A 24,410-nucleotide genomic window follows, 5' to 3' on the forward strand; every position below is an offset into this window, starting at 1 on the left:
GATGCCCCACACGCCCCGATCCCGGAGCCTGCACCACCTGACCCTGTTCGCCGCCGGTGCGACCATGGCCGTCGCCCTCACCGCATGCGGCACGAATCCCGACAAGCCAGGTCCCCCCACGGCGACCGCGAGCCCGACACCCACCGGGGTGGTGACGAGTACCCAGGCCTCCAAGATCGTCGACCGCTACGAGGCGATCAACTCAAGGGCCAACAAGATCCAGGACCGCGACCTGCTCGGCACTGTGGAAGGCGGACAGCTCTACGAGCAGTCCACGGCCTACTACCGCCTCTTCACGACGTGGTCGAAGAAGGACCAGGCGTACTACGAGAAACCCTTCAGCTACCGTAACCGCTCCTACTACATCCCCGAAGGCCAGAGCTGGTTCGCGGTCCAGGCCACGGCCAGCGGGTCGAAGTCCGAAGCACTCCTCGTCTTCGACAAGACCGGCGGCCAGCATTTCAAGATGGTCGCCGCGGTCTACGCCGACCAGAAGAACTCGATCCCCGCCGTCGACACCAGCAATCACGGTCTGGCCACCGCCGTCGCGCCCTCCACCCGCGTGGGCACCCTCGCCCCCGATCAGACATCGACCGCTTTCGAGGACCTGTACGAGACCGGCGGGAAGCACGCCGGCACCAAACTCGCCAGCACCGCAGCCACCCGCACCGCCGTCTCCACCTACCGCGAACGCGCCACCTACAAGAACGCCAAGTACGCCACGCTGCACTGGGAAGCCACCCAGGCCACCAACCCGAAGATCTACGCCCTCCGCCTCCGACACGGCGGCGCGATCGCGGTGTTCCCCACCGCGCACAACCGGATGGAGCAGCTCAAGGACGGCTTCATCTACAGCGGCAACGTCAAGCTCTCCCCAGGTGCGCAGCAGGCCGTCTTCAACAAGACCCCGCGCGTGGCGATCCTCGACGAGTTCCAGGGACAGACCCTCGCCCAGTTCACACCCGCCGGTGAACCGAAGGTGCTCGGCGTCGAGTACCAGCTGGTGGACTCGCGATGAGCGCGCCGCACCGGACGAGCCCCGCCAGCGAAAGTCCCCAGACGAGCCTGCGGCTCACCGCCACACTCCACGACGAGGGGTGGGCGCGCGAGCGCGACGAGCGCTTCGCGCGCTTCCTTGCCCAGCGACTCGCCGTCGTGGAGGCGACCGGCTGCCTGGCCGAGAGAAAGCTCGCGGCGGGAGTGCTCGATCTCTCCACGCAGTGGCACCACAAGTGCCAACTCGCTGCGGCCAGTCCTCAGGGGCCCTCCACTGCGGAGGCTGATGCCATGGGCTGGGCTCTGCGGTGCCTGGCCCACAGTGCTTGGCGGAACGCTCCCGGATGGGAGCCGGACTTCCACCCCGCGGCCACCGCACGCGTCGCGCCCACCGTCGGGACCGGGGGATACCTCCCCGCACGTCGGCCATGACCCTGCTCGACGACACGCGGGCGTCCGCCGACAGGCCGCTCCCGGGGGTTCGGTACCGCGACGTGCTGCGTGTGCCTCACGCGGCGCAGCTGCTGTCCGGGGCGCTCATCGGGCGACTGCCCACCGGGATGGCCCCGCTGGCGATCCTCCTCGGCACCGATCACGGTGCCGAGGACGGATCTACGGCCGGCCTGCTCGCCGCGGTGTACCTGGTGGCCAATGCCATCGGCGGCCCACTCAGCGCCCGCCTGGTTGACCGCCACGGGCCAAGGCATGTGTTCCCCGTCGGTGCCGCCCTGAGCAGTACGGCCTTCCTCGCCTTGGCCACCGGGCCAGGCGAGGTGGGGTGGGCGGTCGCCGCTGTGACGGTCGCGGGAACAACACGGCCCCCGCTGGATGCAGCGCTCAGAACGCTGTGGGGCGCGAAGGGGATGATGCCGTCGCCCGCCCATCAGCGGGTGGCGCTGGCCCTGGACTCCGGGACCCAGGAGCTCATCTACATCGTCGGCCCGCTGCTGGTGGCCACGATCGTCACGGCCACGTCCGCGTCCTGGGCGCTCGTGGCGACCGCGGCCGTCGGTGCGCTCGGCACCGCCCTGTTCGTGAGCACCCCGGTCTCCCGTGCTCACCACGCCAACTCCCAGCCCGCGCGGCCCGATTGGCTCGGCCCGATCCGCTCGGTGCGCCTTCGGGTGCTGTACGCGGCGATGGCGTGTGCCGGAGTCACCATCGGGGCTCTCACTCCCGTGGCCGTGGAGGCGGCCGATCGGCTCGGCGCCCCCGGACTGTCCGGAGGTCTGCCCGCGGCTCTGTCGTGCGGCGCCGTCCTGGGCGGCCTCGCCTACGGGGCCCGATCCTGGTCGGGCAGCACCGCCGACCACTTGATCGTCCTGTCCGCCGTGTTCGCCGCCGGCTGGATCCCCCTGACCATCGCAGGAAACCCCGCGACCGTGCTGTCCTCGGCAGTGCTCCCCGGGCTGGCCATGGCCCCCCTCCTCGGCGCGGCCTTCGTCATGACCAGCGCCCTCGCACCATCTGGGCACACCACGGAGGCCCACGCCCTGCTGGTCGCCTTCCTGGACATCGGGTGCGCGATCGGCACCGCCGCCGCAGGCCTCACCCACACCCAGCTCCTCCTCCCGGCCGGAGCAGCTGCCGCAGCCCTCACCCTCGCCACGGCCCGACGACGCCTCACCACGACGTACTCACACGCCCTACCTCCCACTCCTGAACTCGAAGCGGAAAAGGAGCCCCATCAGTGAGCTCGTTCCTGATCACCCACACCCTGCCCGAGGAGACCACCGATGCCGCCCTGCGCGCCGACGTTCTGCGCGGCCTCACGCGCACCCCGAAAACGCTCCCGCCCAAGTGGTTCTACGACGCCCACGGCAGTGACCTGTTCGAAAGGATCACCGAACTGCCCGAGTACTATCCCGCGCGCGCCGAGCGCGAATTGCTGATCGCCAGCTCCGCCGACATCGCCGCAATGACCGGGGCGCGCACCCTGATCGAACTGGGCTCCGGCTCGTCCGAGAAGACCCGGCACCTGTTGGACGCCCTGCCGGACCTGGACACGTACGTGCCGGTGGACGTCAGCGAGAGCGCCCTCACCCAGGCGGGACACGCCCTGGTCAAGCACCGGCCAGGCCTGAACGTCCATGCCCTGATCGCCGACTTCACCACCGGCCTGGCCCTGCCGGGCACGCCCGGACCCCGGCTCCTCGCGTTCCTGGGAAGCACGATCGGCAACCTTCTGCCCCGCGAGCGCGCCACGTTGCTGTCCTCCATACGCTCCTTGCTCTCGCCCGGCGACGCCCTCCTGCTCGGCACCGACCTGGTCAAGGACGAGCGTTCCCTCATCGCTGCCTACAACGACGCGGCCGGCGTGACAGCGGCGTTCAACAAGAACGTGCTCAGCGTGGTCAACCGGGAACTGGGCGCCGACTTCGATCTCGGCGCCTTCGAACACGTGGTCCGGTGGGACGCCGAAAACGAGTGGATCGAGATGCGGCTGAGGTCGCGTACGAACCAGATCGTCAAGATCCCCGCGCTCGGCCTGGCGGTCGACTTCGCGGCGGGCGAGCATCTGCGCACCGAGGTATCAGCAAAGTTCCGCGAACCGGTCCTACGCCGTGAACTCGCCTTGTGGGGGCTGGAATTGACGCGCTGGTGGACTGCCGGACCGCTCTACGGCCTCGCGCTCGCACGACCGACTGCCGCACCACGGCTTGCCTCAGAGCGCTGACGGTCCGTCATGAACCACTCGACACCTACCCACCAGGCTTCTCACGGAGCGGCAGCGTGACCGGCTACAGCGGCCGACAGCTCGCCGCCGCCGTCCTTGCGACGTCGGGATATCTGGCGACCATCCCGACCGCGAACTGGCTGACCACCCGCTACCCGGCCGCACCCGTAGCGCCCGGAGTCCTGGCCCCGGCCGGGGTGTATGTCGTGGGCCTGACGCTGGTCATGCGCGACGTCAGCAGGGAACTGGCCGGGCGCACCCCCGCGGCGATGGCCATGGCAGGCGGAGTGGTCCTATCGTCCTGGACAGCCAATGAGACCGTCGCGACCGCGTCCGCAGCGGCCTATGCCCTCTCAGAATCCCTCGACTTCGTCGTGTACGAACGGCTCCGCAAACACGGCTTCACGATCGCCTTGGCCATCTCGAACGCAGCCGGCCTGATCGCGGACAGCCTCCTCTTCCTGTCGCTCGCCTTCGGATCTCTGCACTACTTGCCCGGACAGCTGATCGGGAAGATCTGGATGACAGGCGTCGCCGTTGCCCTGCTCCTCCTTCGCGATCGCCTACGCCGCGGCAGCCACCTCCTGGAGCACAGTTCCCCTGAGGCCATCCCCCGCGCAGAGGCCCGCCCGGTTCACCGCGACGGCGAGCGATGCGACGGTTTCGGGCACAACGTGGGCACGAAGCAGCGGCCACAGCAAAGGGACGAGACCTCACCGAAGGCCATCCCGTGACCGGGCCGGAGTTCCGCACTTTCTTCCTCGGCGCCAAGCCTCACTTCCTCGCTCACACTGACGTGCCGCTTTTCGTGGCCAATCCCCACCTGGCCATTCGGCATACCTATCCACGAGCGCTGGGTCCGTTCGCTGTGGACTCCGGCGGATTCACCCAACTCAGCCGTGACGGAACCTGGGATACCGGCCCCAGCCCGCGCACATACGCCCAACAGATACGCCGCTATCGCGACGAAATCGGAAACCTGGTCTGGGCGGCGCCACAGGACTGGATGTGCGAGGACGCCATCATTCACGGCGGATCTGTGGGCCGCCAGTTCTATCCCGGCACCGGGTTGAGCGTGCAGGAGCACCTACGGCGCACCGTCGGGAACTATCTGGACCTGCGTAGCGCGGACCCGGACCTCCCCATCATCCCCGTCGTGCAGGGCCGTCGCCCCGCCGACTACGAACACTGCATTGATCTCTACCACCGCGCGGGCATCAATCTGCTGACGGAACCAGTTGTCGGCATCGGCTCCGTCTGCCGTATCCAGGCAACCGGCGAAGCAGCCGACATCGTGGAAACGGTTGCCGACATCCTCGGTCCCGGCCGGTGCCATGGATTCGGCTTCAAAATCATGGGCCTGCGGAAAGTCGCATACCTCCTGGGCAGCGCTGACTCACACGCATGGTCCGCTCAAGGGCGCCGTGTATCCGCCCGTGACTGCACATTTCGCCTGCCGCGTTCCCGCGGCCCGCACAAAAATGAAGCGAATTGTCTGCGCTACGCCCTCTCATGGCGTCAGCGCGTTCTGACCGCAATCGAAGCAGGAGTCCACACCCCTTCCTTTCCTTCTCAGGACACTGGAGACGCAGCATGAGCAGCCGCACTTCCCCTGGATCTAATCCGATTTTACTGTTGGGCGCCGGGGCGCCCGAATATCGCGAATACGTTCTGCGCCAGATCGCCCGCGTCCGGCCCGTGGTGCTCGTCGACCAAGCCCCGCCTAGTTGGGCCCGTCCCTACCTGGCAGCGGAGGCGGCAGTTGACCTGCGTGACGCCGAGAACGTGGTGGACTTCGTACGGAATACCGCCAGCCAGCTCGGGGTGGCCGGCGTGACGACGTACATGGAGCACTACGTCGAACTCGCGGCCAGGCTGACCTACCACCTCGGCCTGCCGGGTAACTCCCCAGCTGCGGCTGCTGCTTGCCGGGACAAGGCCACCATGAGGCGCCTCCTGGCCGAGCACCGAGTTCCCTCGGCGCGCTCCCACCTTGCACAGGATGCCGACCGGGCGGTTGAGATCGCCCGTGGATTGGGCTATCCGGTCGTTGTCAAGCCCCGAGGCCGGGCAGGAAGCGCGGGCGTCCTGCGGGCCGACAGCGACGAGGACGTCCGCGAGGCCTTCCCCCGAGCTCTGGTGGACAGCGTCCTGGGGCTGGAGGAGTGGTCCGTGCCCGGCGCCCTGGTCGAGGAATACCTCCTAGGCCCAGAGATCAGCGCAGAGACCGTGATCCTCGGCCCGCAGCACATCCAGATCGTGGCCGTTACTCGCAAGACACTCGGCCCCGAACCGCAATTCCAGGAGATCGAACACAGCGTCGACGCGCAGGACCCGCTGCTGACCGACCCTCTCCTCGCCGATGTCGTGACCGCGGCAGTGCAAGCTCTCGGAGTCACCCGGGGCGTCGTGCACGTCGAGCTGCGGCTGACCAGCAACGGCCTCAGGGTGATCGAGATCAACGGCCGACCCGCGGGAGACCTCATCCCCCTCCTAGTCGACCGCGCAACCGGCGTGAACCTGCCCCAGGCGCTGGCCACTCTCGCAGCCGGCGAGAAGCCCGACCTGGCCCCGACCCGCTCGGAAGCCGCCGCGATCCGCTTCCTCTATCCCGAGCACACCGGCCACATCCAACGGCTCGATGCCCACGGGCCCGTACACGACCAACTGTGGCTGGAACGACTCGTCTGGACACGCGACCTCGGCACCCAAGTGGCCGCGCCACCGCGCACCAGCATCGACGACCGCATCGCCCACTGGGTCGTCACCGGCCCCACCGCCGCCGACTGCGCGAAACGCCTCGACCTGGTCGCCGATCACCTCACGGTGCGAATCTCCCGCCCCGCCCACACCACGAGCTGCACACGGTGAGCCCCACCTTCACCCACGCACGGAACGTCCCTGGAAGCTGCCCGATGACCACCGCCCATGCCGCAGCTCTGGCCACAGCCCCGCATACGGCGGGGACAACGGCCGTCGCGGTCATCGCCCCGCAACCCGGTTCCGGCTACGCAGACGCACTGGCCCGCCGAGGACGAGACGCCCTTGCGGTCACTCTCGGTCTCGGCACAAGGCCTCCGGCCTACAGGAACACAACGCCGGATGAGACGTACACCGCCGTCATTGAGTACGCCGGAGATCTGCGTCGCACCGTCAAGAAGCTACGCACGGTCGGAGTCGAAGCCGTGGTGGCCGCAAGCGCGGCAGGCGTGGAGCTGGCCGAACGGATCGCCTGGCAACTGCGCCTGCCCGGCAGCGGCATGCCGGGGTCGGCGCTCCTCCGAACGGATCGAGGTGTTCAGACGGAAGCGCTGTCACGGGCAGGGATCGCCGTGCCCCGCACTCTGCGTACGACCAGCCTCGTCGAGGCACTTGCATGGGCCGACTGCCATCCGGCGTCGGCCTACCGACTGACCTCCGCCGCGATTGGCGTGACCGCGGGACCCGCCGAGTGCCCCACGAAGCAGTCAATAGCAGCCGTCTGGCCGCAGATCCAGGGGGCTGCCTTCCACCAAAGCGGGAACGCGGCCCTCGTCCTGCGGGAACGGGTGGCGGGGCGACAGTACGTGGTCAACAGCGTCACTCGGCTCGGACCCGACGGCCCTCAGCACGCTGTTACCGGCATCTGGGCACACGGGCACGCTCCGACGGGACTACTCGACCGAATCGACCTACTGCACCGCCACGACCTCCTCGCCCGCCGACTGTCCCTGTATGTGTGCCGTGCTCTGGACACCCTGGGCGTGACATCGGGGGCGATGTCATGCCACGTGGCGTTCGAGCCCGAGCGCGGTCCGGTCCTGCTGTCCGCCGGAGTGGTCACCAACCGATCGCGTGGCGACGAGGCGATATGGGAGATCACCGGTCACGACCCGATCGACGCAGCGTTGGACGAGGCTTGCTGTACCTCCCGCCACAGCAGCGACATCCCCCGCTGCCGTGTGGCCCGGATATACGTGAACGCACCGCGCGGAGGCGCACCTGAATCAGCCGTGCTGCAGGCCCTTGCCGTGTTGCCCACCGCAGTGTGCATTAACACGAACCCGAGCTCGTTCATCCCCAGGACTGCGCCGCTCCTGCCCGGCGGGAAAGCCTGCGAGATCGTCCTTGCCGATGAGATGCCCGGGGCGATCGAGAGGGACTACCAGCGTATCCGGGTCCTGACGGCGGATCTTCACAAGATCCGGCACATGTGATTATCCGTTCTACAGAAACGGAGTCGTACTCTTCACCTGATCAAGAGAGGAAGCCACGTCCGTGCCACGGATCTTGAACCGGCCACACCTGGTGTGGGGATGGAGAGGCACGCTCGCTGACGACGTCGAGCGCCAGGTCGGAGCGGTGAATGCAGCCCTGGCTTCTTTGGGCGCGCAGCCAGTCGATTCCGACACCGTCCGACATCACTTCGCCACATCGGCCCCCGCCATGTGCGCCGGAATACTCGGTCGAGCGCTCACCGATCGAGAGCGGACACGAGCGAGTGTGGCGTTCGAGACGTACCACTCCCGGCGACCGCCGGCTGACCTCCTGCCCGGAACCGAGGACCTCCTCAACCGGCTGATCCGGAGCGGTTGCAGCCACTCCGTTCTGTCACTGAGCGCCCACAACGGGCTGACTCGCCACATCTCGGATCTTGGCATCGGCTCCCTGTTCCTACGGGTCGACGGACGCACCGGCCCTTCCTCCAGGAGCAAGAAGCAGTCCCTGTCCAGGCATCTTTCGACGCTGCGCCAGACCACTGGAGACCGGCCGACTGTGCTCATAGGCGATGCCGTCGATGACGTCCGCGCTGCGCTCGCGAATCAGATTCACCCCGTGCCGTACGCCGGGGGCCTGACGCATCCCGACATCCTCCGCAGCATTGGTGTACCCGTCGCTGAAACCCTTGCCGAGGCGGCAGCGCTGGCCGTGGAGTATGCCCACACAGCTTGACTCTCTGGTGAAGGGGAGGCCTTCTTCCTCAGCCGCCAGGATCAGTTGCTCGATCCTTTCGGGCGGCTCTCCCACTTCAGGTCCGGCACGAATCGCCTGAGCGATGGCTCGTGTGCGACCAGCAGCTCCATGCGTGTCCGCGAGAGGGCCGTGGGGATTTCCCCGTCGCAGTGACCACTCCGCGCGGTTCTCTGCTGCTGTCCCGAGCCGAAGATGAGCCGGATTGGTACAGCCATGGAAATCGCAGGTGTGACACACGACAGGGTCCTGGGCAGCAGTCCACCCAGGTCTGTCTATGACTCCATTGGCCAGCTGGTAGGCGAAGAGATGAGCTGGCACGGTCCCGCGCCGAGACGGTCCAGGAAGGCTCGCCGCACGGAACCGTGACCAGTCGAGCTGACCGCATTCAGCCACGGCCAACACTGGTCTGCTGACCTGACATAACGCTTGGCTTCGAACCGCGCGACGACAACGTCGTGTTGAGCCGGACACGCCAGAGCTCAGTGAGGTCTCCAAGAAGGACCAGATCGGCCGCGACCCGCGGGAGCGGAGCGAGCCCCTGCCGCAAGGTGTGGGCGCCTGTGACTGCCTCTGGTTGGGGTGAAGCCTGCTGCAAGTAGTGCAGAGAGGGGACGTCGTATGGCATTCTGGGAGTCGTCTCGCAAAGACATGAACGCCACCAAGGCCCGCTAAAACCACGGGTGGCGTCCGGAACCGACCTCCAATCGGTACCAGCGAAGCCTCCAGGATTGCCGTCCTGGAGGCTTTCGTATGCCTGGCTCCCACGTAGGCACGCGTCCCCATCGCAGCTCGGCCGAGGCTCGAACGAGAGACCCGTCGGAAGGTCATCGTCCCTGATCCACCCGGTCAACTTAGGTCGCTTTGAGGCAAGTTCAGAGGGAGCGCATCTGAGCTTGCCTCCGATCGCCTTTGCGAACCGTCCTAGCAGGTCACAGCCGCTTCGACCCTCATAAGCCCAGGTCGGAAAGGGTGCGGCAGTTTCAAGCTGGCGGTTGTAGCAATTGACCTCCACGGTTCACATTTGTGCAGGTCAGCAGCCTTGCTGGCGTGTTTCGTCGGGGGCTGGGTCGGACCGGGGTCGGATCGGCTTACCGATTACCTGAGTAATCGAAATTTCGCCGCGCGTCAGGCTGACCGTCGCCTCGCCCGTCTGCGCCGTACCGGCAAGTCCGCTGCTCCGCCGCATCGTCCGCCCGCCCCGGGGGCGGCGGCGTTCATCGTGCGCACGGTCTCCCGCACTACTTCACCGCCTATCGAACCGAGGCTCGGCGGAGGCTGGCCCGGCCTTGCGCATAGAGGGGCGCCGTCCGCAGCATCGACAACTTGATTCAATCAATATTGACAGCTATCTAGTCAAGCATAGACAGTCGAATCAAGTTGAAGGAGGAAAGCATGCCGATCGACCGGACCGCATCCGTCTCTATCGACGTGCCGCGGGGCCTCGCGGGCGTCGTGGTCACCAACACCGTCCTGGGTGACGTCAGGGGGCTGGAGGGCTTCTATCACTATCGCCAATACTCCGCTGTCGACCTTGCGCAGACCCGCAGCTTCGAGGACGTGTGGCATCTGATGGTCCACGGCGAACTGCCGGACGCCGAGCGGGCCGCCGCCTTCGCCACAGAGACGGCCGCGCTGCGTCGGCTGCCCGAGGAGGTTCGCGCCGCACTGCCCGCCATCGCCGCGGCCAGCGGCCCGTCCGGGCCGCTGGCCGGCCTGCGCAGTGCGCTGTCGCTACTCGGGGCAGTGAAGGGGTTCCGGCCGGTGTACGACATTGATGCCGAGCAGCGCCGCGCGGACACGGTGGCGGCCACGGCGGCCGTGCCCACACTGCTGACGGCCTTGTACCGGCTGGGGCGGGGCTTGGAGCCAGTAGATCCGCGCAACGATCTGTCGTATGCCGCGAACTACCTCTACATGTTGACGGGTTCGGAGCCGGAACCGCGGCGGGCCCGGGCGGTCGAGCAGTACCTGATCTCCACCATCGACCACGGCTTCAACGCCTCCACCTTCACCGCGCGGGTGATCGCCTCCACCGGCGCGGACGTGGTTGCTGCGCTGGTCGGCGCGGTGGGAGCCCTGTCCGGCCCGCTGCACGGCGGCGCTCCCAGGCGCGCGCTGGACACCCTGGATGCCATCGGCACGCCCGACCGCATCGACCCGTGGATACGCGAACGCGTCCTCGCCGGTGAGCGCATCATGGGCTTCGGTCATCCCGTCTACCGCACCGAGGATCCCCGGTCCCGCATGCTGCGCGGCATCGCCCAGCAGATCGGCGGCCCGCTGGTCGAATTCGCCATCGAGGTCGAACAGCACGTGGAGGCCATCCTGGCCGAGCTCAAACCGGGACGCGAGCTCCATACAAATGTCGAGTTCTACGCGGGCGTGGTCATGGAACTGTGCGGACTGCCCCGGGAGATGTTCACCCCGACATTCGCGGCGGCCCGGGTCGTGGGCTGGAGCGCCAACATCCTGGAACAGGCACAGGACTCAAAGATCATCCGCCCGGCGGCGCGGTACATCGGACCGCAACCGCCGGTAGCGGTACCTGCCTTCGCCTGACGTTGGCACGTTGCACTGAGTCGGCGATCCTGATGTCCGGTGTGTTCATGCTCTACCGTGAAAATCTGCACCCGCGTATGAGAAGAACGGTCGAGGCCGATCACGTGGCAGGCACCACTTCCCCTACCGCGGCAATCCTCACGGCACTGTCTGTTGAGTATGACGCTGTAGGGGGCGTGCCTCACCGATCTCAGGGAGCTCGTCCACCGCCCTTCCGGTACGCGTGTCGAGCGCGGTCGGCTGCCCGGCACCTCCAGGGGCCCTGGCCGAGATCGGCGAGGGCACTCTCACTGCGGCCACCCTCACGGAACGCGTGAACACGTGAATCGCCCCGCAAGCCTTGTTCTTCGTGGGGGTTGCCGACGGTCTGACGGACGACGTTCACATCGGTGACGTCGTGGTGGCGACCAAGATGTACGGCATCCACGGCGACAAGCAAGTCCCGGAGGGCTTCCTCGTGCGTCCCGAGGCCTGACGAGTGTCCCACCGCCTGGAGCAAGCCGCCCGTCACGCCCTGCGTGGCACCGAGTACCGGACTCACTTCAAGCCGATCGCTGTCAGGGACGTAGTCCTCGCCAACGCCGAGTCCGCGATCGCGCGTCACATCCACGAGAGTTACAACGACGCCGCCGCCATCGAGAGGGAGAGAGCGGGCGTCTCGCAGGCCGCCCACCTCGCCGGCACCGTGGACATGCTGATCATCCGAGGTGTCAGCGACAAGGCCGACTCGGACAAGAGCCAGCGGGACGCGGAGGGTTCCCAGCCCGCTGGCCGCCAAGAACGCCGCCGCGGCCGCCATCGCCGTCCTCAGCAAACTCAAACCGGCTGACCTCCCGACGGTCCCGGCGCAGGGTGCCGTCCCGGCAGCTTCAGCTGCCGGAACGGACGAGGCGGGAGGTGAGTCACTCTCGAACCAGTCCTGCTCGAACTGGGCGGCAAACGGCGCATGTCATGATCTTTCCGCCGCCCTCGGTGCCCAGCGTGTTGTCGGTGTAGTCGCACCCTGCGCAAGCCGGGCCCGCCAATGGTCAGTAGAAGCGCGTCGGCATCCTTGGCGGGGTCGCTGACCGCGCCGGGATCGGTGACATGGCCGGAGACGGGCCACACCCCGCTGGGCACCGAAGCGAACCGGACGAGATCTCGGGCGACTTCGGTGACCCCACGGCCGCGGCCGCCGGAATCGGTACAACGTGGGAGCCGACTTCCCCGGCCGCTCCGAACAGCACGATTCTGGTCATCGTCGACTGCCCGATCGCGTACGGGAGTTCGACACCCTGGGCGCCGACAAGGCACTGAGTACGGATATCGATCAGGAACAGCGCGCCGCAGCCCGGGAGCGCCACGGGATGGCCGACTCGTACGGCTTCCCCTTGTCCTCAGCAGCTCGCGCGCGGCTCACGTTCGAGCGAAGTGCCGAGCCGACAGGAGCCAACCCGCCCCGTGCATCAGTCCGCGGCGGGAGCAACGGATCAACCGGGCGGACGACATCGTCGACATAAGACTGCCCGGGCGATCAGCTCACTGATCGCCCCACGCAAGGCTTCCCCACCCCATGTCCAGCGGGTCACTGGTGCCTTCTTGCCAGCAGGCCGTCCACCACCAGTCCGGCCAGGGCCTCCGCCCTGGCGTGACGGTCCGCTTGTTGCATGCGTTCCGGGCTCCCCAGGCGCCGGGCGAGAGGTTCCTGGACCAGTCCTGAGACGGGGGCGATGATGGCGAAGAAGACGACGTCCATCGGGACCCGCGCCATGCCACCGGAGGTCATCAGCCTCTCGATGCTGGGCACGACGAGGGCGAGCGTCGGCTCGATGTAACGCTGGTAGAGGTAGTCCAGCCGCTCGGTCTCCTGTGCAGACTCATCCGCCATCAACATGGCGAGGTAAGGCTCGCCGATGCTGACGCGGTAGAACTCCGTGACGAACTGCCGCACAACCTCCCCGTCGTCACTCCCTGGGGCTGGCGGCACCATGCCCTCGAGTTGAGCCCCGAGCGCGGCATCCACCACGGCCCGCCAATAGGCCGCCTTGGAGCCGTAGCGGTCGTTGATGAAGGTGGGGCCGACTCCGAGACGGCGGGCGAGCTCCCGCGCCGACGCCCGGTCGTATCCGAGCGTCGCGAAGGCCTCCAGGCCCCGCAGCAGGACGTCCCGCTCGGCGGGCACCGCGGCGGAATCCGCCCTGGGGCGGCCCGGGCGTCGGGTGGTACTCGGCTTGTCTCCCAAGCATCCTCCTCAGTCGGCTGTACGGGCGCCAGCCCGCCAGTCGGACCAGCGTATCCGTCCCGATCTTCACGCTTGAGCACCGTCATGAGTCGGCGCCCCATCCCGGATCCGGCACAGCGGCTCCGCCTGGACCCGCTTGACACGGAGCGAACTAGAAGTAATCCTACAGGTGTAGGATTTAATCCGAGTCGCTCACAGGGCGCCCGCACAAAGTCGCCCGCACTGCCGGGCGGAGCATCCATTTGTCCACTATGCAGGTCCTCCTCCACTCGACATCGCGACTTCGGATAGTACGAAACCGTTTCGTACACCGCGTCGGTCCAGTACAGGGAACCGCACAAGGAGTCATCATGCGTAAGACCACCGTCGGCGCAGCCGCTGTCGCCTCCGCGCTCGTCGCCTCGCTCACCCTTGCCGCGGGAGGGACAGCCACCGCGACGACCGCCGGCTCGGCCGCGGCGCACACCACCACCTCCCAGAAGGGGCTGTCACAGACCAGCGTCCCGGCCCTAGTCGACCCTGCTGCGGGCCTCACTTACGACGCCGACCAGCCCAACCAATCCTGGTACCTGACCGCGCACGTGACCGCAGGGGGCCACCGATACGGCTTCCTGGTCCACTACCTCAACGCCGGCGTCGGCAAGCAGGGAGGCGCCGTCTCGAAGGTGTCGGTGGTCAACGAGGACACGGGCTGGTACACGAGGTCGGAGGTCCCCCTCCCCCTCGGAACGGGGCTCTCCGACAAGGAAGGCGTGGACATCCACACCGACAACATCACCTGGACCGGCGACGCCAAGGAGATGAAGCTGCGCGCCAAGGTCCCCGAGGGAACCATCGACGTCACACTGCGCCCCCGCGGAAACGTCCTCTACAACCTGGGCACCGGCTACTTCCCCATGTTCGGGGACGCGAAGTACTCGAACTACGAGTACGCCCTGCCCACGGTGGACACCTCCGGAACCCTGACCATCAACGGCCGCGCCGAGAAGGTCCGCGGGCAGTCGTGGCTGGACCGCCAGTGGGGACCCCTGCCGGACGTCGCCACGGGTCGCGCCTCCTGGTCCTGGATGAACCTCAACCTGTCCAACGGCGACAAGGTCAGCATCTGGAACCAGCAGTACGACGGCAAGAAGAACAACTTCGCGACCATCCTGAAGCCCGACGGCACCCAGACCCTCACCGAGGCAACCCTCACGCCCGACGAGTCCACCCGCTGGACCAGCCCGACCAGCGGCAAGAGCTACCCGACGCGCTGGAAGGTCAGCATCCCCGGCGAACACGCCAAGCTGAACGTCACCGTCAACGCCAAGGACCAGGAACTGCTGGTCCCCACACCTGGCTATGAAGGCAGCGCCAAGGTCAGCGGCACCTACGACCACGGCAAGGTCACCGGCACCACCTATATCGAAATGACCAGCGGAATGTAGTGCCGGTCAGTCCTCGGCCTCGGTGGCGCCCCATAAGGGTGGCACCGAGGCCGAGGCAGGTACGGGGCTGCGCGGAAACGCTAAGACTGCGTGATGCCGAGTCGCTCGGAGAGTTCGTCGGCGCTGACGCCGTACGTCTCCCGGATCCGTACGCCCTCGGGGCCGACGTCGAAGACGCCGTGGTCCGTGTAGACGCGGCTGACGCAGCCGACGCCGGTGAGCGGGTAGGTGCACTGCGGCACGAGCTTCGGCTCACCGGTGCGGGTGAAGAGGGTCATCATGACGTAGACGTCCTTGGCGCCGATGGCCAGGTCCATCGCGCCGCCCACGGCCGGGATGTCGTCGGGCCTACCCGTGTGCCAGTTGGCGAGGTCGCCGTTGAAGGCGACCTGGTAGGCACCCAGGACGCAGACGTCGAGGTGTCCGCCGCGCATCATGGCGAAGGAGTCGGCGTGGTGGAAGTACGCCGCGCCCGGCAGCTCGGTCACCGGGACCTTGCCGGCGTTGGTGAGTTCCGGATCGACCACGTCGCCCTCCGCCTTCGGCCCCATGTTGAGCATGCCGTTCTCGGTGTGCAGCACCACCCCGGAGCCGTCCGGCAGATGGTCGGCGATCTTGGTGGGCTGGCCGATGCCGAGGTTGACGAAGGAACCGGCCGGGATGTCCCGTGCGATGACGGCGGCCAGTTCGTCCATCGACAGACGGTGATCGGCGTACGGCGTCGTGGTCATCGTGCCCCCTGGACGGTGTAGTGACGGGCCTCGACCTGGACGATCCGGTCGACGTAGATGGAGGGGGTGACGACGGCCTCCGGGTCGAGCTTGCCGGCATCCACGACCTCGTCGACCTGCACGATCGTCGTCGTCGCGGCCGTGGCCATGACCGGTCCGAAGTTGCGGGCGGTCTTGCGGTAGACGAGGTTGCCCATGGTGTCCGCGACATGCGCGCCGATCAGCGCGTAGTCGCCCTTGATGGGGTATTCCAGCAGGTACTTCCGGCCGTCGATCTCGCGCTCCTCCTTGCCTTCCGCGAGCGGTGTGCCGACCGCGGTCGGGCAGTAGAAGGCGCCGATGCCGGCCCCGGCCGCGCGCATCCGCTCGGCGAGGTTGCCCTGCGGGACCACTTCCAGCTCGATCTTCCCCTCGCGGTAGAGGCCGTCGAAGACCCAGGAGTCGGCCTGGCGCGGGAAGGAGCACAGCACCTTGCGCACCCGCCCCGCGGCGAGCAGCGCGGCCAGTCCGACGTCGCCGTTGCCGGCGTTGTTGGACACGATCGTGAGGTCCTTGGCGCCCTGCCGGATGAGCGCGTCGATCAGGTCGAACGGCATGCCGGCCAGGCCGAAGCCGCCGACGAGGATCGTGGAGCCGTCCTCGATCCCGGCGACCGCGGCGTCGGTGCTTTCGAGGATCTTCGCGCGGCTCATCGGTCCGCCCCCGTGACAGCGCAGTTCTCGAGTACGACGGCCAGGCCCTGCCCGACCCCGATGCAGATGGCGGCGACACCGTAGCGCTGCCGCGTCTCGCGCAGCACCTTGGCCAGCGTGGCGAGGACGCGGCCGCCCGAGGCGCCCAGCGGATGTCCGATCGCGATCGCGCCGCCCTTCTGGTTGACGATGGCGGGGTCGATCTTCCACGCGTCGACGCAGGCGAGCGACTGCACGGCGAAGGCCTCGTTGAGCTCGACCGCGCCCACCTGGTCCCAGCCGATCCCGGCCCGGGCCAAGGCTCGGTTGGCGGCCTCGACGGGGGCGTAGCCGAAGGCCTGCGGCTCCAGCGCCATCACTCCGCGGCCCGCGATACGGGCGATCGGGTCGGCCCCGATCGTGGCCGCGGCCTTCTCGCTGCCCAACAGCACCGCGGAGGCACCGTCGTTGAGCGGGCTGGCGTTGCCCGCGGTGATGGTGCCGCCCTGCTCCGCCGTACGGAAGACGGGCCGCAGTCCGGCCAGGACCTCCGGCGTGGATCCGGCCCGGATGCCCTCGTCGCGGGCCAGGTCGACGCCCTCGACCGGCACCACCAGGTCGTCGTAGAAGCCCGACTCCCAAGCGGCGTGGGCGAGTTGGTGGGAGCGGGCGGCGAACTCGTCCTGCCGCTCGCGGGAGATCCCGAAGCGCTCCTGGAGCTGCTCGTTGGCCTCGCCGAGGCTGACCGTCCACTCCTTCGGCATCCGCGGGTTGACCAGCCGCCAGCCGAGCGTGGTGGAGACCGCGGTGACATCGCCGGCCGGGAACGGCTTCGCCGACTTGGGCAGCACCCAGGGCGCACGTGTCATGGACTCCACGCCGCCGGTCAGCACCACCTCGGCGTCGCCGGACTCGATCGTGCGGCTGGCCGTCATCGCCGCGTCGAGGCTCGATCCGCACAGCCGGTTCACCGTGGTGCCGGGCACGCTCACCGGGAGCCCGGCGAGCAGCGCCGCCATGCGGCCGACGTTGCGGTTGTCCTCGCCGGCGCCGTTGGCGTTGCCCCACACCACGTCGTCGATCGCGGCGGGGTCGAGACCCGGCACCCGGGCGAGCGTCGAGGTGATCGCGGCGGCGGCGAGGTCGTCGGGGCGCACCCCGGCCAGCGCGCCGTTGAAGCGGCCGAACGGCGTGCGGGTGGCGCAGTAGAGGAAAGCACTCATGGCAGCGACGTTAGTCCCGGGTCGCGATATTCTGAAGTACTCATATCCGAGCTGATTGATATGGACGACATATGGATCTGCGCCACCTGCGGTACTTCGTGGCGGTGGCCGAGGAGCGCCACTTCGGTCGTGCCGCCGAGCGGCTCCACATGGCCCAGCCGCCGCTGTCCCAGCAGATCCGCCAGCTCGAAGCCGAACTCGGCGTACAGCTGCTTCACCGCACCACACGCCGCGTCGACCTCACCGAGGCCGGCCGGGCCTACCTGGAGCGGGCGCGCGCGATCCTCGCCGACGTCGACGAGGCCGCGCAGCACGCACGGCTCGTCGCCGCCGGCTCGGTGGGCCACCTCGCGATCGGATGCGTGGGCTCGGCGACGTACAGCCTCCTGCCCGCGCTCTCCCGCCGGCTCACGGCGGAGCTTCCCGGCGTCGACTTCTCCTTCCGCGGTGAGATGCTCGCGCCCGACCAGGTCGAGGCGCTGCGCACCAGCGCGATCGACGTCGCGCTGCTGCGTCCTGTGGCTGCCGACCTCTCCCTCACCGTGCACACGCTGCGCCGGGACCGGCTCGTCGTCGCCGTACCGGCCGACCACCCGCTCGCCCGAAGGACACGGCTACGGGCGGCGGACCTGGCCGGTGTCGACCTGATCGTGCACTCCGCCGACCGCCGGTCGGTGATGTACGACGTCGTGCTCGGCCTTCTGCGCGCTGCGGGCGTCGAGCCGCACATCCGCCACGAGGTCGGCGAGACCTCGACTCTGGTCACACTCGTGGCCGGCGGCCTCGGCGTCGCCGTCGTGCCCGAACCCGTGACCGCGCTGGCACTCGACGGAGTCACCTACCTGCCACTGACCAGCGCCGACGCACGCGTGGAGCTGGCCGTCGCCCACCGAGCCGACCGCGCCGAACCGCACCTGGCGCGCACCGTGGGGATCATCCGCGCGGCGATCTGAGAGACAGGGACCGTGACCCTCCCTGACGCGCCCCTCCCCCTGACGCGGCCTACCAGGAAACGGCCTACGCGACGATCTTCGCGACAGAGTCGCGTGCCTGGTTCGCGATCCGGTCGTCCGTGGTGTCGTCCGCCCCGCCCACCCCGATGGCGCCGATGACCTCCCCGTCGGCCGTCACGATCGGCACCCCGCCGGCGACCGGCAGAAGGTTGGCATCGACCAGGTGCGGAGGCGCCACCTGCATCTGCGGGGACGCGGCGAAGGCCGCGAACTTGGCCGTCGGGACACCGCTCACGGCCGAGGTGTACGCCTTGCGCCGCGCGGTCTCCACACCGAGAAGCCCGACGCCGTCGTCACTGAGCAGCACCTTCGTGACGCCGCTTCGATTGACCACGACAGCGCACACCTTGTGCCCCTCGGCCCTCCCCGCTTCCAGAGCGGCGAGTGCGGCGCCGTGGGCGATCTCGTAGCTGAGCGGCTCTCGCATGGAGCGGTTCCTTCCCTCGTCGAGCAAACGGTCGACCGGCCGTCTTTCGTGAGTCGGGTCGGTGTGCCGCCGCCAGATATGAACGTGAAGATAGAATCACATTCACATCGGGAGATCTACCGCCGGACTCAGCGCGGCGACGCGCCGAGCAGGTACAGACAGACGACGTTGACCAATTCGTCGGTGAGCTGACTCCACGTCAGTGGCCGCTCGGACTCGAAGCGTTCACCGTGCAGCACGCGGTTCATGCAAGCCGCGTACACCAGGCGGAAGGCGACATCCAGGCACAGCTCAGGCTCCGGCGCGCCGATCATCGGCACGACCGGCTCCAGGAACCTCCGGAAGACCTGACCGGCGTCGATACTGGCCTCGGACCCCATCTGAGCCACTCCGGGATCAGTGGCGCTCGCCAGGATGAAGACACGCATCAGCGGCGCGTGCGCCTCGAACGTCTTGGTGAGCCCGGCGACGGCCGAGGCGACCAGGGTGGCCGGATCGGTGCGCAGCGGAGCGAACCGGCGGATGATGTCGGCGCGGAACTCGTCGATCATGGCGTGCTGCAAGCCCGCGATCAGACGGTCCTTGCCGCCGAACCGCCGATAGACACTGCCCACGGACACGCCCGCCCGAGAGGCGACGGCCGCGATGGTGAGCGCTTCGATGCCGCCCTCCTCAAGAAGGGCCGTGCCCGCTTCCAGGATCCGCTGCTGGGTCCGCCGACTACGCGCCTGCTGTGGAGGCGGCAGATCGAGCGCCGGTTCGGTAGTCACCCGCCCACCGTATACGGAGCCGACATCCGCTCCGGAAGCTCCGCGACCCTGCGATCAAGGCGGCACCGGAACTGCCTCTTGACGCCCAGCGAAGAAGAATGCGAATGTGAATCAACTTATCAGTTTGAGGGTCGCACAGGACGGCACCCTCGCAGGCCCGCCGGAAAAGGCCCTGCACGGGCCACCGGCCACGCCCCCCGAGCCGCAGGGAGTCAGCACGATGACCACCACTTCAGAGATCGACACCGGCACGGCCTACGGCCGCCCGAAGCCCTCGTACAACGCCCGCCTGCGCGAGGTGGGGCCCGGTACGCCCATGGGCGAGGCACTGCGCCGCTATTGGCACCCGGTCGCCAGCTCGGAGACGCTGATCGCCGGCGCCCTGCCGCAGAAGACCCGCGTGCTGGGCGAGGAACTGGTCGTCTTCCGGGACGGACAGGGCAAGCCCGGCGTCGTGATCGAGCGCTGCACCCACCGCGGCGCCAGCCTCTTCTACGGCCGCGTCGAGGACGACGGCATCCGCTGCTGCTACCACGGCTGGAAGTTCGACGTGCAGGGCCACTGCATCGAGCAGGCCTGCGAACCGGGCCTCGGGCGCCGGCGCGACGCCGCCCGCCAGCCCTGGTATCCCGTCGCGGAGCGCTACGGCCTGGTCTTCGTCTACATGGGCCCGCCCGAGCTCAAGCCCGAACTCCCGCGCTACGACGCCCTGGAGGACCCCGCGGAGGATGAGAGGTACTTCGCGAGCTGGCCGGTCCCGCACGCGGCGGTCCTCGGTATGCCGGCGGACTTCAGCTGGCTCAACATCTACGAGAACTCCGCCGACCCGACCCACGTCACCTGGCTGCACTCCACGCACAGCGGCTACCAGATGCTGGGCACCGGCACCTTCGGCTACCCCGAGAACTTCTTCGACCCGGCCACCATCGCCGACCGCCTGACGTACGAGCGCACCGACCACGGCGTCAAGTACACCCAGCGGTTCGAGATGGAGGGCGAGGATGGCGAGGTCACCGAGTACGGCTTCGCGGTCGAGCAGCACCTGCCCAACGTCTTCGGGCTGCCGGACTACGTGACGGTGACCCCCGACGCGCGGCCCGACCAGCTGCTGTGGGTCGTCCCCTCCGACGACACCAGCCACCGGCTCTTCTTCTCCATCCGCAGCAACGACCCGGAGCGCATGGTCCACTTCGTCATCGGCATCACGCAGAACGGCAAGCAGAACCACGAGCTGACCGACGAGGAGCGCCAGAGGTTCCCCGGTGACACGGAGGCGCAGGGCTCTCAGGGAGCGATCACCCTGGACTCGGAGGAGACCCTCGCCACCGGAGACCGCGGCGTCGTCATGCTGCGTCGGATGCTTCTGACGATGGCCGACGACGTCGAGGCCGGGCGGGACCCGATCAATATCATCCGTGACGCGTCGGAGGTCCACCACACCCAGTCCGGCGTGTTCAGCATCGGCAAACGCCCGGCGGACGACACCGACGCCGACGTCAATGCCACGGCTGGAATCTGAGCGAGCACCATGAGCAACGAGTGGCTCGACACCATCGTGATCGCCCGGCGCGACGCGACCGCGCGGATCGTGGTGCTCGATCTGATCAGCCCTGACGGAGCCGAGCTCCCGGAGTTCGCCGCCGGCGCCCATGTCGACGTACTCCTGGACGGTGTCGGCGCCGCCGGGCTGGTCCGCCAGTACTCCCTGTGCGGGCCGCCGCACGACCGCACCCGGTACCAGCTGGCCGTGCTGGCCGAGACGGCGTCGCGCGGCGGCTCCCTCGGGATGCACCGGCTCCGCGCAGGTGACAGGCTGCGGATCTCCCGGCCGCGCAACAGGTTCGGAGTCTCGGCCCGGGCCCGTCGCCATCTGCTGGTGGCGGGCGGTATCGGGGTCACTCCCCTGCTGGCCATGGCGCACGTGCTCCAGGTCACGGGCGCCGAGTACGAGCTGCATTACTGCGCCCGCAGTCGCGCGGACGCGGCGTTCCTCGACGAGTTGGAACGCAACCCCCACGTCCGGCTGCACTTCGACGATGGCCCGGACGACCAGCGGTTCAGCGTCGGCGACCTCGGCCCGCCCGACCCCGACACGGCGGTCTACGTGTGCGGGCCCGGAGGCTTCATGGACTTCGTGATCTCCTCCGCGCAGGGAGCGGGATGGCCCGCCGAAGCGATTTACAAGGAGCGCTTCGCGCCCGTGCAGGACGCCGCCGCGCACACGGAGGGCGGCGCGTTCACGGTGCGGCTCGCCAAGTCCGGTGACGAGTACGAGATCAAGGAGGGCGAGAGCGTCCTAGACGTGCTGCTCGCGAAGGGCGTCGACGCCCCCTACTCCTGCCAGCAGGGGATCTGCGGCGAGTGCATCGTGCGCGTACTCGCGGGAGAACCCGACCACCGCGACGACATCCTGACCGACCGTGAACGCGCCGACGGCATGTTCACCACGTGCTCGTCCCGAGCACACTCACCGATTCTGGAGCTGGACCTGTGACGACGGCATCCACCGTACTTAGCAAGGCAGTTCAGGCGGTCGAGCAGGCGGAGGCCGCCTGGCTCGTGGCACTCACCGAGGGCGAGGAGGCCATGACCGCCCTCATGCTCGACGACAGCCGGGCGGTCCACGGCCCCGTGGGGAAGATCGACGACGGCAAGGACTTCGCCCACTTCACCTGGACCCGTCGCCGCCACGTCTTCGCGAAGGCCGAGGAGCTCAGCATCACCGTGCGCGGCAACACCGCGATCACGACGTGTCTCCAGGAGATGCACATCGTCTTCGACGAGAACCTCCCGCCGTTCCCGGTGCAGGAGGCCGTGACGCGCGTGTGGGAGGAGACCGCCGCGGGCTGGCGTCTGGCACACATGCACCAGGCCAAGCGCATGCCGCCGGTCTGACACCCCGAGAGGAGGGCGGCCGTGTCCTCACGCCGCTGTTCGATGAACGGACAAGAGGGTTCAGGACCGGCCGTCGGCCGCAGAGAGTTCGACATGCAGGGTTCGTGCGGCAGGGAGCCGCTGTCGTGAGATGAGGCAACACATGTCAGCCACTGAGATCGAGGCACCCACGTCCGGCGCGGTCCGGACCAGCGACCTCCTCATCGCGGGCGAGCGCGTCGCGGCCAGGGACGGCCGCTACTACGAGACGACCGAGGCCCTGACCGGCGAACCGATCGCACGGGTCGCCGCGGCTTCCGTCGAGGACGTCAACCTCGCGGTGGACGCCGCAGCCGTCGCCCTTCCGGAGTGGTCGGGCCTTCCGCCCGCCGCCCGGCGGGCGGTCCTGGAGCGGGCGGCCGTCCTGCTCGGCGAGCGTACCGACGACATCGTCGCCACCATGAGCCGCGAAATGGGCGCCACCCTGCCCTGGTGCGGCTTCAACGTGCACGTCGCCAAGGGCATGCTCGTCGAGGCGGCGGCCCAGGCCTACGCGGCCGTCGGCGAGGTCATCCCCTCGGACGTGCCCGGCCTCACCGCCCTCGGCGTACGTCAGCCGGTCGGTGTCGTCGTCGGCATCGCACCGTGGAACGCCCCGCTGATCCTCGGCGTACGCGCCATCGTGTGGCCGCTGGTGTGGGGCAACACCGTGGTGCTGAAGTCCTCCGAGCAGACACCGCTCACCCAGGCCGCCATCGTCCAGGTGCTGCACGACGCCGGCGTGCCCGCCGGAGCGGTCAACCTCATCAGCAACGCACCCCAGGACGGTCCGGCCGTCGTCGAGGCGCTGATCGCCCACCCCGCCGTGACCCGCGTGAACTTCACCGGCTCCAGCCGCGTCGGCCGCGTCATCGGCGAACTCGGCGGTCGCCACCTGACCCGCGTGGTTCTCGAACTCGGCGGCAAGGCGCCCTTCCTGGTGCTTCCCGACGCCGATCTGGAGGAGGCCGCCGCCGCGGCCAGCTTCGGTGCCTTCATGAACCAGGGCGAGATCTGTATGTCCACCGAGCGGGTCATCGTCGACCGGAGCGTGGCCGACGAGCTGTCCACCCGGCTCGCCGAGCGTGCCGCCAAGCTGGTCGTCGGCCCCCCGAGCGACCCCAGCTCACAGATCGGCCCGCTGGTCCACACGGCAGCCCGCGACCACGTCATCGCGCTGATCGAGGACGCGCGTGACAAGGGTGCGCAGATCCTGACCGGCGGCACGGCCGACGGCCTGTTCGTGAAGCCCACCGTGCTGCGCGGTGTCACCCCGGACATGCGCATCTACAGCGAGGAGTCCTTCGGACCGGTCGTCTCGATCATCGAGGTGGACTCCACCGACGAAGCCGTCGCGGTGGCCAACGACACCGAGTACGGCCTCTCAGCCGCGGTCTTCGGCAAGGACGCGGCCGCGGCGCTCGACGTGGCCCGCCGGATCAGGTCCGGCATCTGTCACATCAACGGCGCCACCGTGCACGACGAGCCCCAGATGCCCTTCGGCGGTGTCGGCGCCAGCGGCTGGGGCCGCTTCGGCTCCCGCGCCGCGCTGGAGGAGTTCACGGAGCTGCGTTGGATCACCATCCAGTCCGGATCCCGCCACTACCCCATCTGATGATGCGACAAGACCATGGGGCGCACGTCACTCGGCGTGCGCCCCGCCCGCGGCCACTGCTCCCCCGGCCGTGGTTCCTTGCCGCGGCGTTCAGTCCGGCGCTGGGAGCGGCATGGCTGGCGGACGTCCGGGAGACAGAAGCCTCCCAACAGCTCGACCGGGAACTGGAGGAGTTCTTCCGGTCTCTCTGACGAGACCCCTGCACCGGGATCTC

Annotated in this window: 24 protein-coding genes; 18 read left to right on the forward strand and 6 right to left on the reverse strand. The window is 68.5% G+C overall.

The features are described from left to right. Position 1: 1 nt before the first annotated feature. The 12 genes from AB0D34_RS12625 (at position 2) to AB0D34_RS12680 (ending at position 12,014) form a co-directional block, all read left to right on the forward strand. Entirely contained in the window at positions 2-1,018 is a 1,017-nt protein-coding gene (locus AB0D34_RS12625) for a hypothetical protein (RefSeq protein ID WP_362660600.1), read from the forward strand. Continuing rightward, the gene (locus AB0D34_RS12630; RefSeq protein ID WP_362660602.1) at positions 1,015-1,428 is read left to right on the forward strand and encodes a hypothetical protein; all 414 of its coding nucleotides are present in this window, start codon (positions 1,015-1,017) and stop codon (positions 1,426-1,428) included. Before AB0D34_RS12625 ends, AB0D34_RS12630 begins: the two co-directional genes overlap by 4 nt. Positions 1,429-1,490: 62 nt before the next feature. Beyond that, positions 1,491-2,690 carry an MFS transporter gene (locus tag AB0D34_RS12635; protein ID WP_362660605.1) on the forward strand — a complete coding sequence of 400 codons (1,200 nt, stop codon included), beginning with the start codon at positions 1,491-1,493 and terminating at the stop codon, positions 2,688-2,690. Continuing rightward, positions 2,687-3,673, forward strand: a complete 987-nt coding sequence (gene egtD / locus AB0D34_RS12640; protein ID WP_362660608.1) for an L-histidine N(alpha)-methyltransferase — start codon at positions 2,687-2,689, stop codon at positions 3,671-3,673. Before AB0D34_RS12635 ends, egtD begins: the two co-directional genes overlap by 4 nt. A 56-nt stretch (positions 3,674-3,729) precedes the next feature. Beyond that, complete coding sequence (locus AB0D34_RS12645) at positions 3,730-4,407, forward strand: VUT family protein (RefSeq protein WP_362660611.1); 678 nt, start codon at positions 3,730-3,732, stop codon at positions 4,405-4,407. After that, on the forward strand, positions 4,404-5,270 hold the full coding sequence (locus AB0D34_RS12650) for a hypothetical protein (protein ID WP_362660613.1): 867 nt from the start codon (positions 4,404-4,406) through the stop codon (positions 5,268-5,270). The genes AB0D34_RS12645 and AB0D34_RS12650 overlap by 4 nt, the downstream gene beginning before the upstream one ends. A 101-nt stretch (positions 5,271-5,371) precedes the next feature. Beyond that, complete coding sequence (locus AB0D34_RS12655) at positions 5,372-6,544, forward strand: ATP-grasp domain-containing protein (protein WP_362660615.1); 1,173 nt, start codon at positions 5,372-5,374, stop codon at positions 6,542-6,544. Positions 6,545-6,588: 44 nt separating this feature from the next. Beyond that, positions 6,589-7,869 (forward strand): hypothetical protein, encoded by a 1,281-nt coding sequence (locus tag AB0D34_RS12660; protein WP_362660617.1) that lies wholly within the window; start codon positions 6,589-6,591, stop codon positions 7,867-7,869. 91 nt (positions 7,870-7,960) lie between these two features. After that, the gene (locus AB0D34_RS12665; RefSeq protein WP_362661013.1) at positions 7,961-8,605 is read left to right on the forward strand and encodes an HAD hydrolase-like protein; all 645 of its coding nucleotides are present in this window, start codon (positions 7,961-7,963) and stop codon (positions 8,603-8,605) included. Between the two features lie 1,413 nt (positions 8,606-10,018). Beyond that, on the forward strand, positions 10,019-11,185 hold the full coding sequence (locus AB0D34_RS12670) for a citrate synthase/methylcitrate synthase (protein WP_362660620.1): 1,167 nt from the start codon (positions 10,019-10,021) through the stop codon (positions 11,183-11,185). A gap of 349 nt (positions 11,186-11,534) precedes the next feature. Next, entirely contained in the window at positions 11,535-11,660 is a 126-nt protein-coding gene (locus AB0D34_RS12675; protein WP_362660623.1) for a hypothetical protein, read from the forward strand. Positions 11,661-11,663: 3 nt separating this feature from the next. Continuing rightward, the gene (locus AB0D34_RS12680) at positions 11,664-12,014 is read left to right on the forward strand and encodes a hypothetical protein (protein WP_362660626.1); all 351 of its coding nucleotides are present in this window, start codon (positions 11,664-11,666) and stop codon (positions 12,012-12,014) included. A 735-nt stretch (positions 12,015-12,749) separates the two neighbouring features. On the opposite strand, the gene AB0D34_RS12685 is transcribed toward AB0D34_RS12680, so the two are convergent. Beyond that, complete coding sequence (locus tag AB0D34_RS12685) at positions 12,750-13,406, reverse strand: TetR/AcrR family transcriptional regulator (RefSeq protein ID WP_362660629.1); 657 nt, start codon at positions 13,404-13,406, stop codon at positions 12,750-12,752. A gap of 350 nt (positions 13,407-13,756) precedes the next feature. Between AB0D34_RS12685 and AB0D34_RS12690 the strand changes: the two genes are divergently transcribed. Beyond that, positions 13,757-14,833 (forward strand): lipocalin family protein, encoded by a 1,077-nt coding sequence (locus tag AB0D34_RS12690; protein ID WP_362660632.1) that lies wholly within the window; start codon positions 13,757-13,759, stop codon positions 14,831-14,833. A gap of 80 nt (positions 14,834-14,913) precedes the next feature. Here AB0D34_RS12690 and AB0D34_RS12695 read toward each other — a convergent pair whose 3' ends face one another. Genes AB0D34_RS12695 through AB0D34_RS12705 form a run of 3 tightly spaced genes read right to left on the reverse strand, consistent with a single transcriptional unit; the run spans position 14,914 to position 17,458 of the window. Continuing rightward, on the reverse strand, positions 14,914-15,564 hold the full coding sequence (locus tag AB0D34_RS12695) for a 3-oxoacid CoA-transferase subunit B (protein ID WP_362660635.1): 651 nt from the start codon (positions 15,562-15,564) through the stop codon (positions 14,914-14,916). Continuing rightward, positions 15,561-16,256 (reverse strand): 3-oxoacid CoA-transferase subunit A, encoded by a 696-nt coding sequence (locus AB0D34_RS12700; RefSeq protein WP_362660638.1) that lies wholly within the window; start codon positions 16,254-16,256, stop codon positions 15,561-15,563. The genes AB0D34_RS12695 and AB0D34_RS12700 overlap by 4 nt, the downstream gene beginning before the upstream one ends. Then, positions 16,253-17,458 carry a thiolase family protein gene (locus tag AB0D34_RS12705; RefSeq protein ID WP_362660641.1) on the reverse strand — a complete coding sequence of 402 codons (1,206 nt, stop codon included), beginning with the start codon at positions 17,456-17,458 and terminating at the stop codon, positions 16,253-16,255. The genes AB0D34_RS12700 and AB0D34_RS12705 overlap by 4 nt, the downstream gene beginning before the upstream one ends. 71 nt (positions 17,459-17,529) lie before the next feature. On the opposite strand from AB0D34_RS12705, the gene AB0D34_RS12710 reads away from it, so the two are divergent. Then, entirely contained in the window at positions 17,530-18,411 is an 882-nt protein-coding gene (locus AB0D34_RS12710) for a LysR substrate-binding domain-containing protein (RefSeq protein ID WP_362660644.1), read from the forward strand. A 64-nt stretch (positions 18,412-18,475) separates the two neighbouring features. Here the strand turns inward: AB0D34_RS12710 and AB0D34_RS12715 are convergent, their stop codons facing one another. Beyond that, a complete protein-coding gene (locus AB0D34_RS12715) occupies positions 18,476-18,898 on the reverse strand; it encodes a heme-binding protein (RefSeq protein ID WP_126276563.1) in 423 nt (140 codons plus the stop codon). 128 nt (positions 18,899-19,026) lie between these two features. Then, positions 19,027-19,668: a TetR/AcrR family transcriptional regulator gene (locus tag AB0D34_RS12720; protein WP_362660647.1), complete on the reverse strand. Its 642-nt coding sequence runs from the start codon at positions 19,666-19,668 to the stop codon at positions 19,027-19,029. A gap of 220 nt (positions 19,669-19,888) precedes the next feature. On the opposite strand from AB0D34_RS12720, the gene AB0D34_RS12725 reads away from it, so the two are divergent. From AB0D34_RS12725 to AB0D34_RS12740, 4 genes are all read left to right on the forward strand, one after another. Then, on the forward strand, positions 19,889-21,187 hold the full coding sequence (locus tag AB0D34_RS12725) for a Rieske 2Fe-2S domain-containing protein (protein WP_362660650.1): 1,299 nt from the start codon (positions 19,889-19,891) through the stop codon (positions 21,185-21,187). A gap of 9 nt (positions 21,188-21,196) precedes the next feature. After that, complete coding sequence (locus AB0D34_RS12730; RefSeq protein WP_362660653.1) at positions 21,197-22,162, forward strand: PDR/VanB family oxidoreductase; 966 nt, start codon at positions 21,197-21,199, stop codon at positions 22,160-22,162. Next, complete coding sequence (locus AB0D34_RS12735) at positions 22,159-22,563, forward strand: nuclear transport factor 2 family protein (RefSeq protein ID WP_362660656.1); 405 nt, start codon at positions 22,159-22,161, stop codon at positions 22,561-22,563. Before AB0D34_RS12730 ends, AB0D34_RS12735 begins: the two co-directional genes overlap by 4 nt. Positions 22,564-22,705: 142 nt before the next feature. Next, positions 22,706-24,196 (forward strand): aldehyde dehydrogenase, encoded by a 1,491-nt coding sequence (locus AB0D34_RS12740; protein ID WP_362660659.1) that lies wholly within the window; start codon positions 22,706-22,708, stop codon positions 24,194-24,196. Positions 24,197-24,410 lie beyond the last annotated feature (214 nt).

Origin of the sequence: Streptomyces sp. NPDC048420 (genome assembly GCF_040651535.1) — a bacterium.
Taxonomy (GTDB): Bacteria; Actinomycetota; Actinomycetes; order Streptomycetales; family Streptomycetaceae; genus Streptomyces.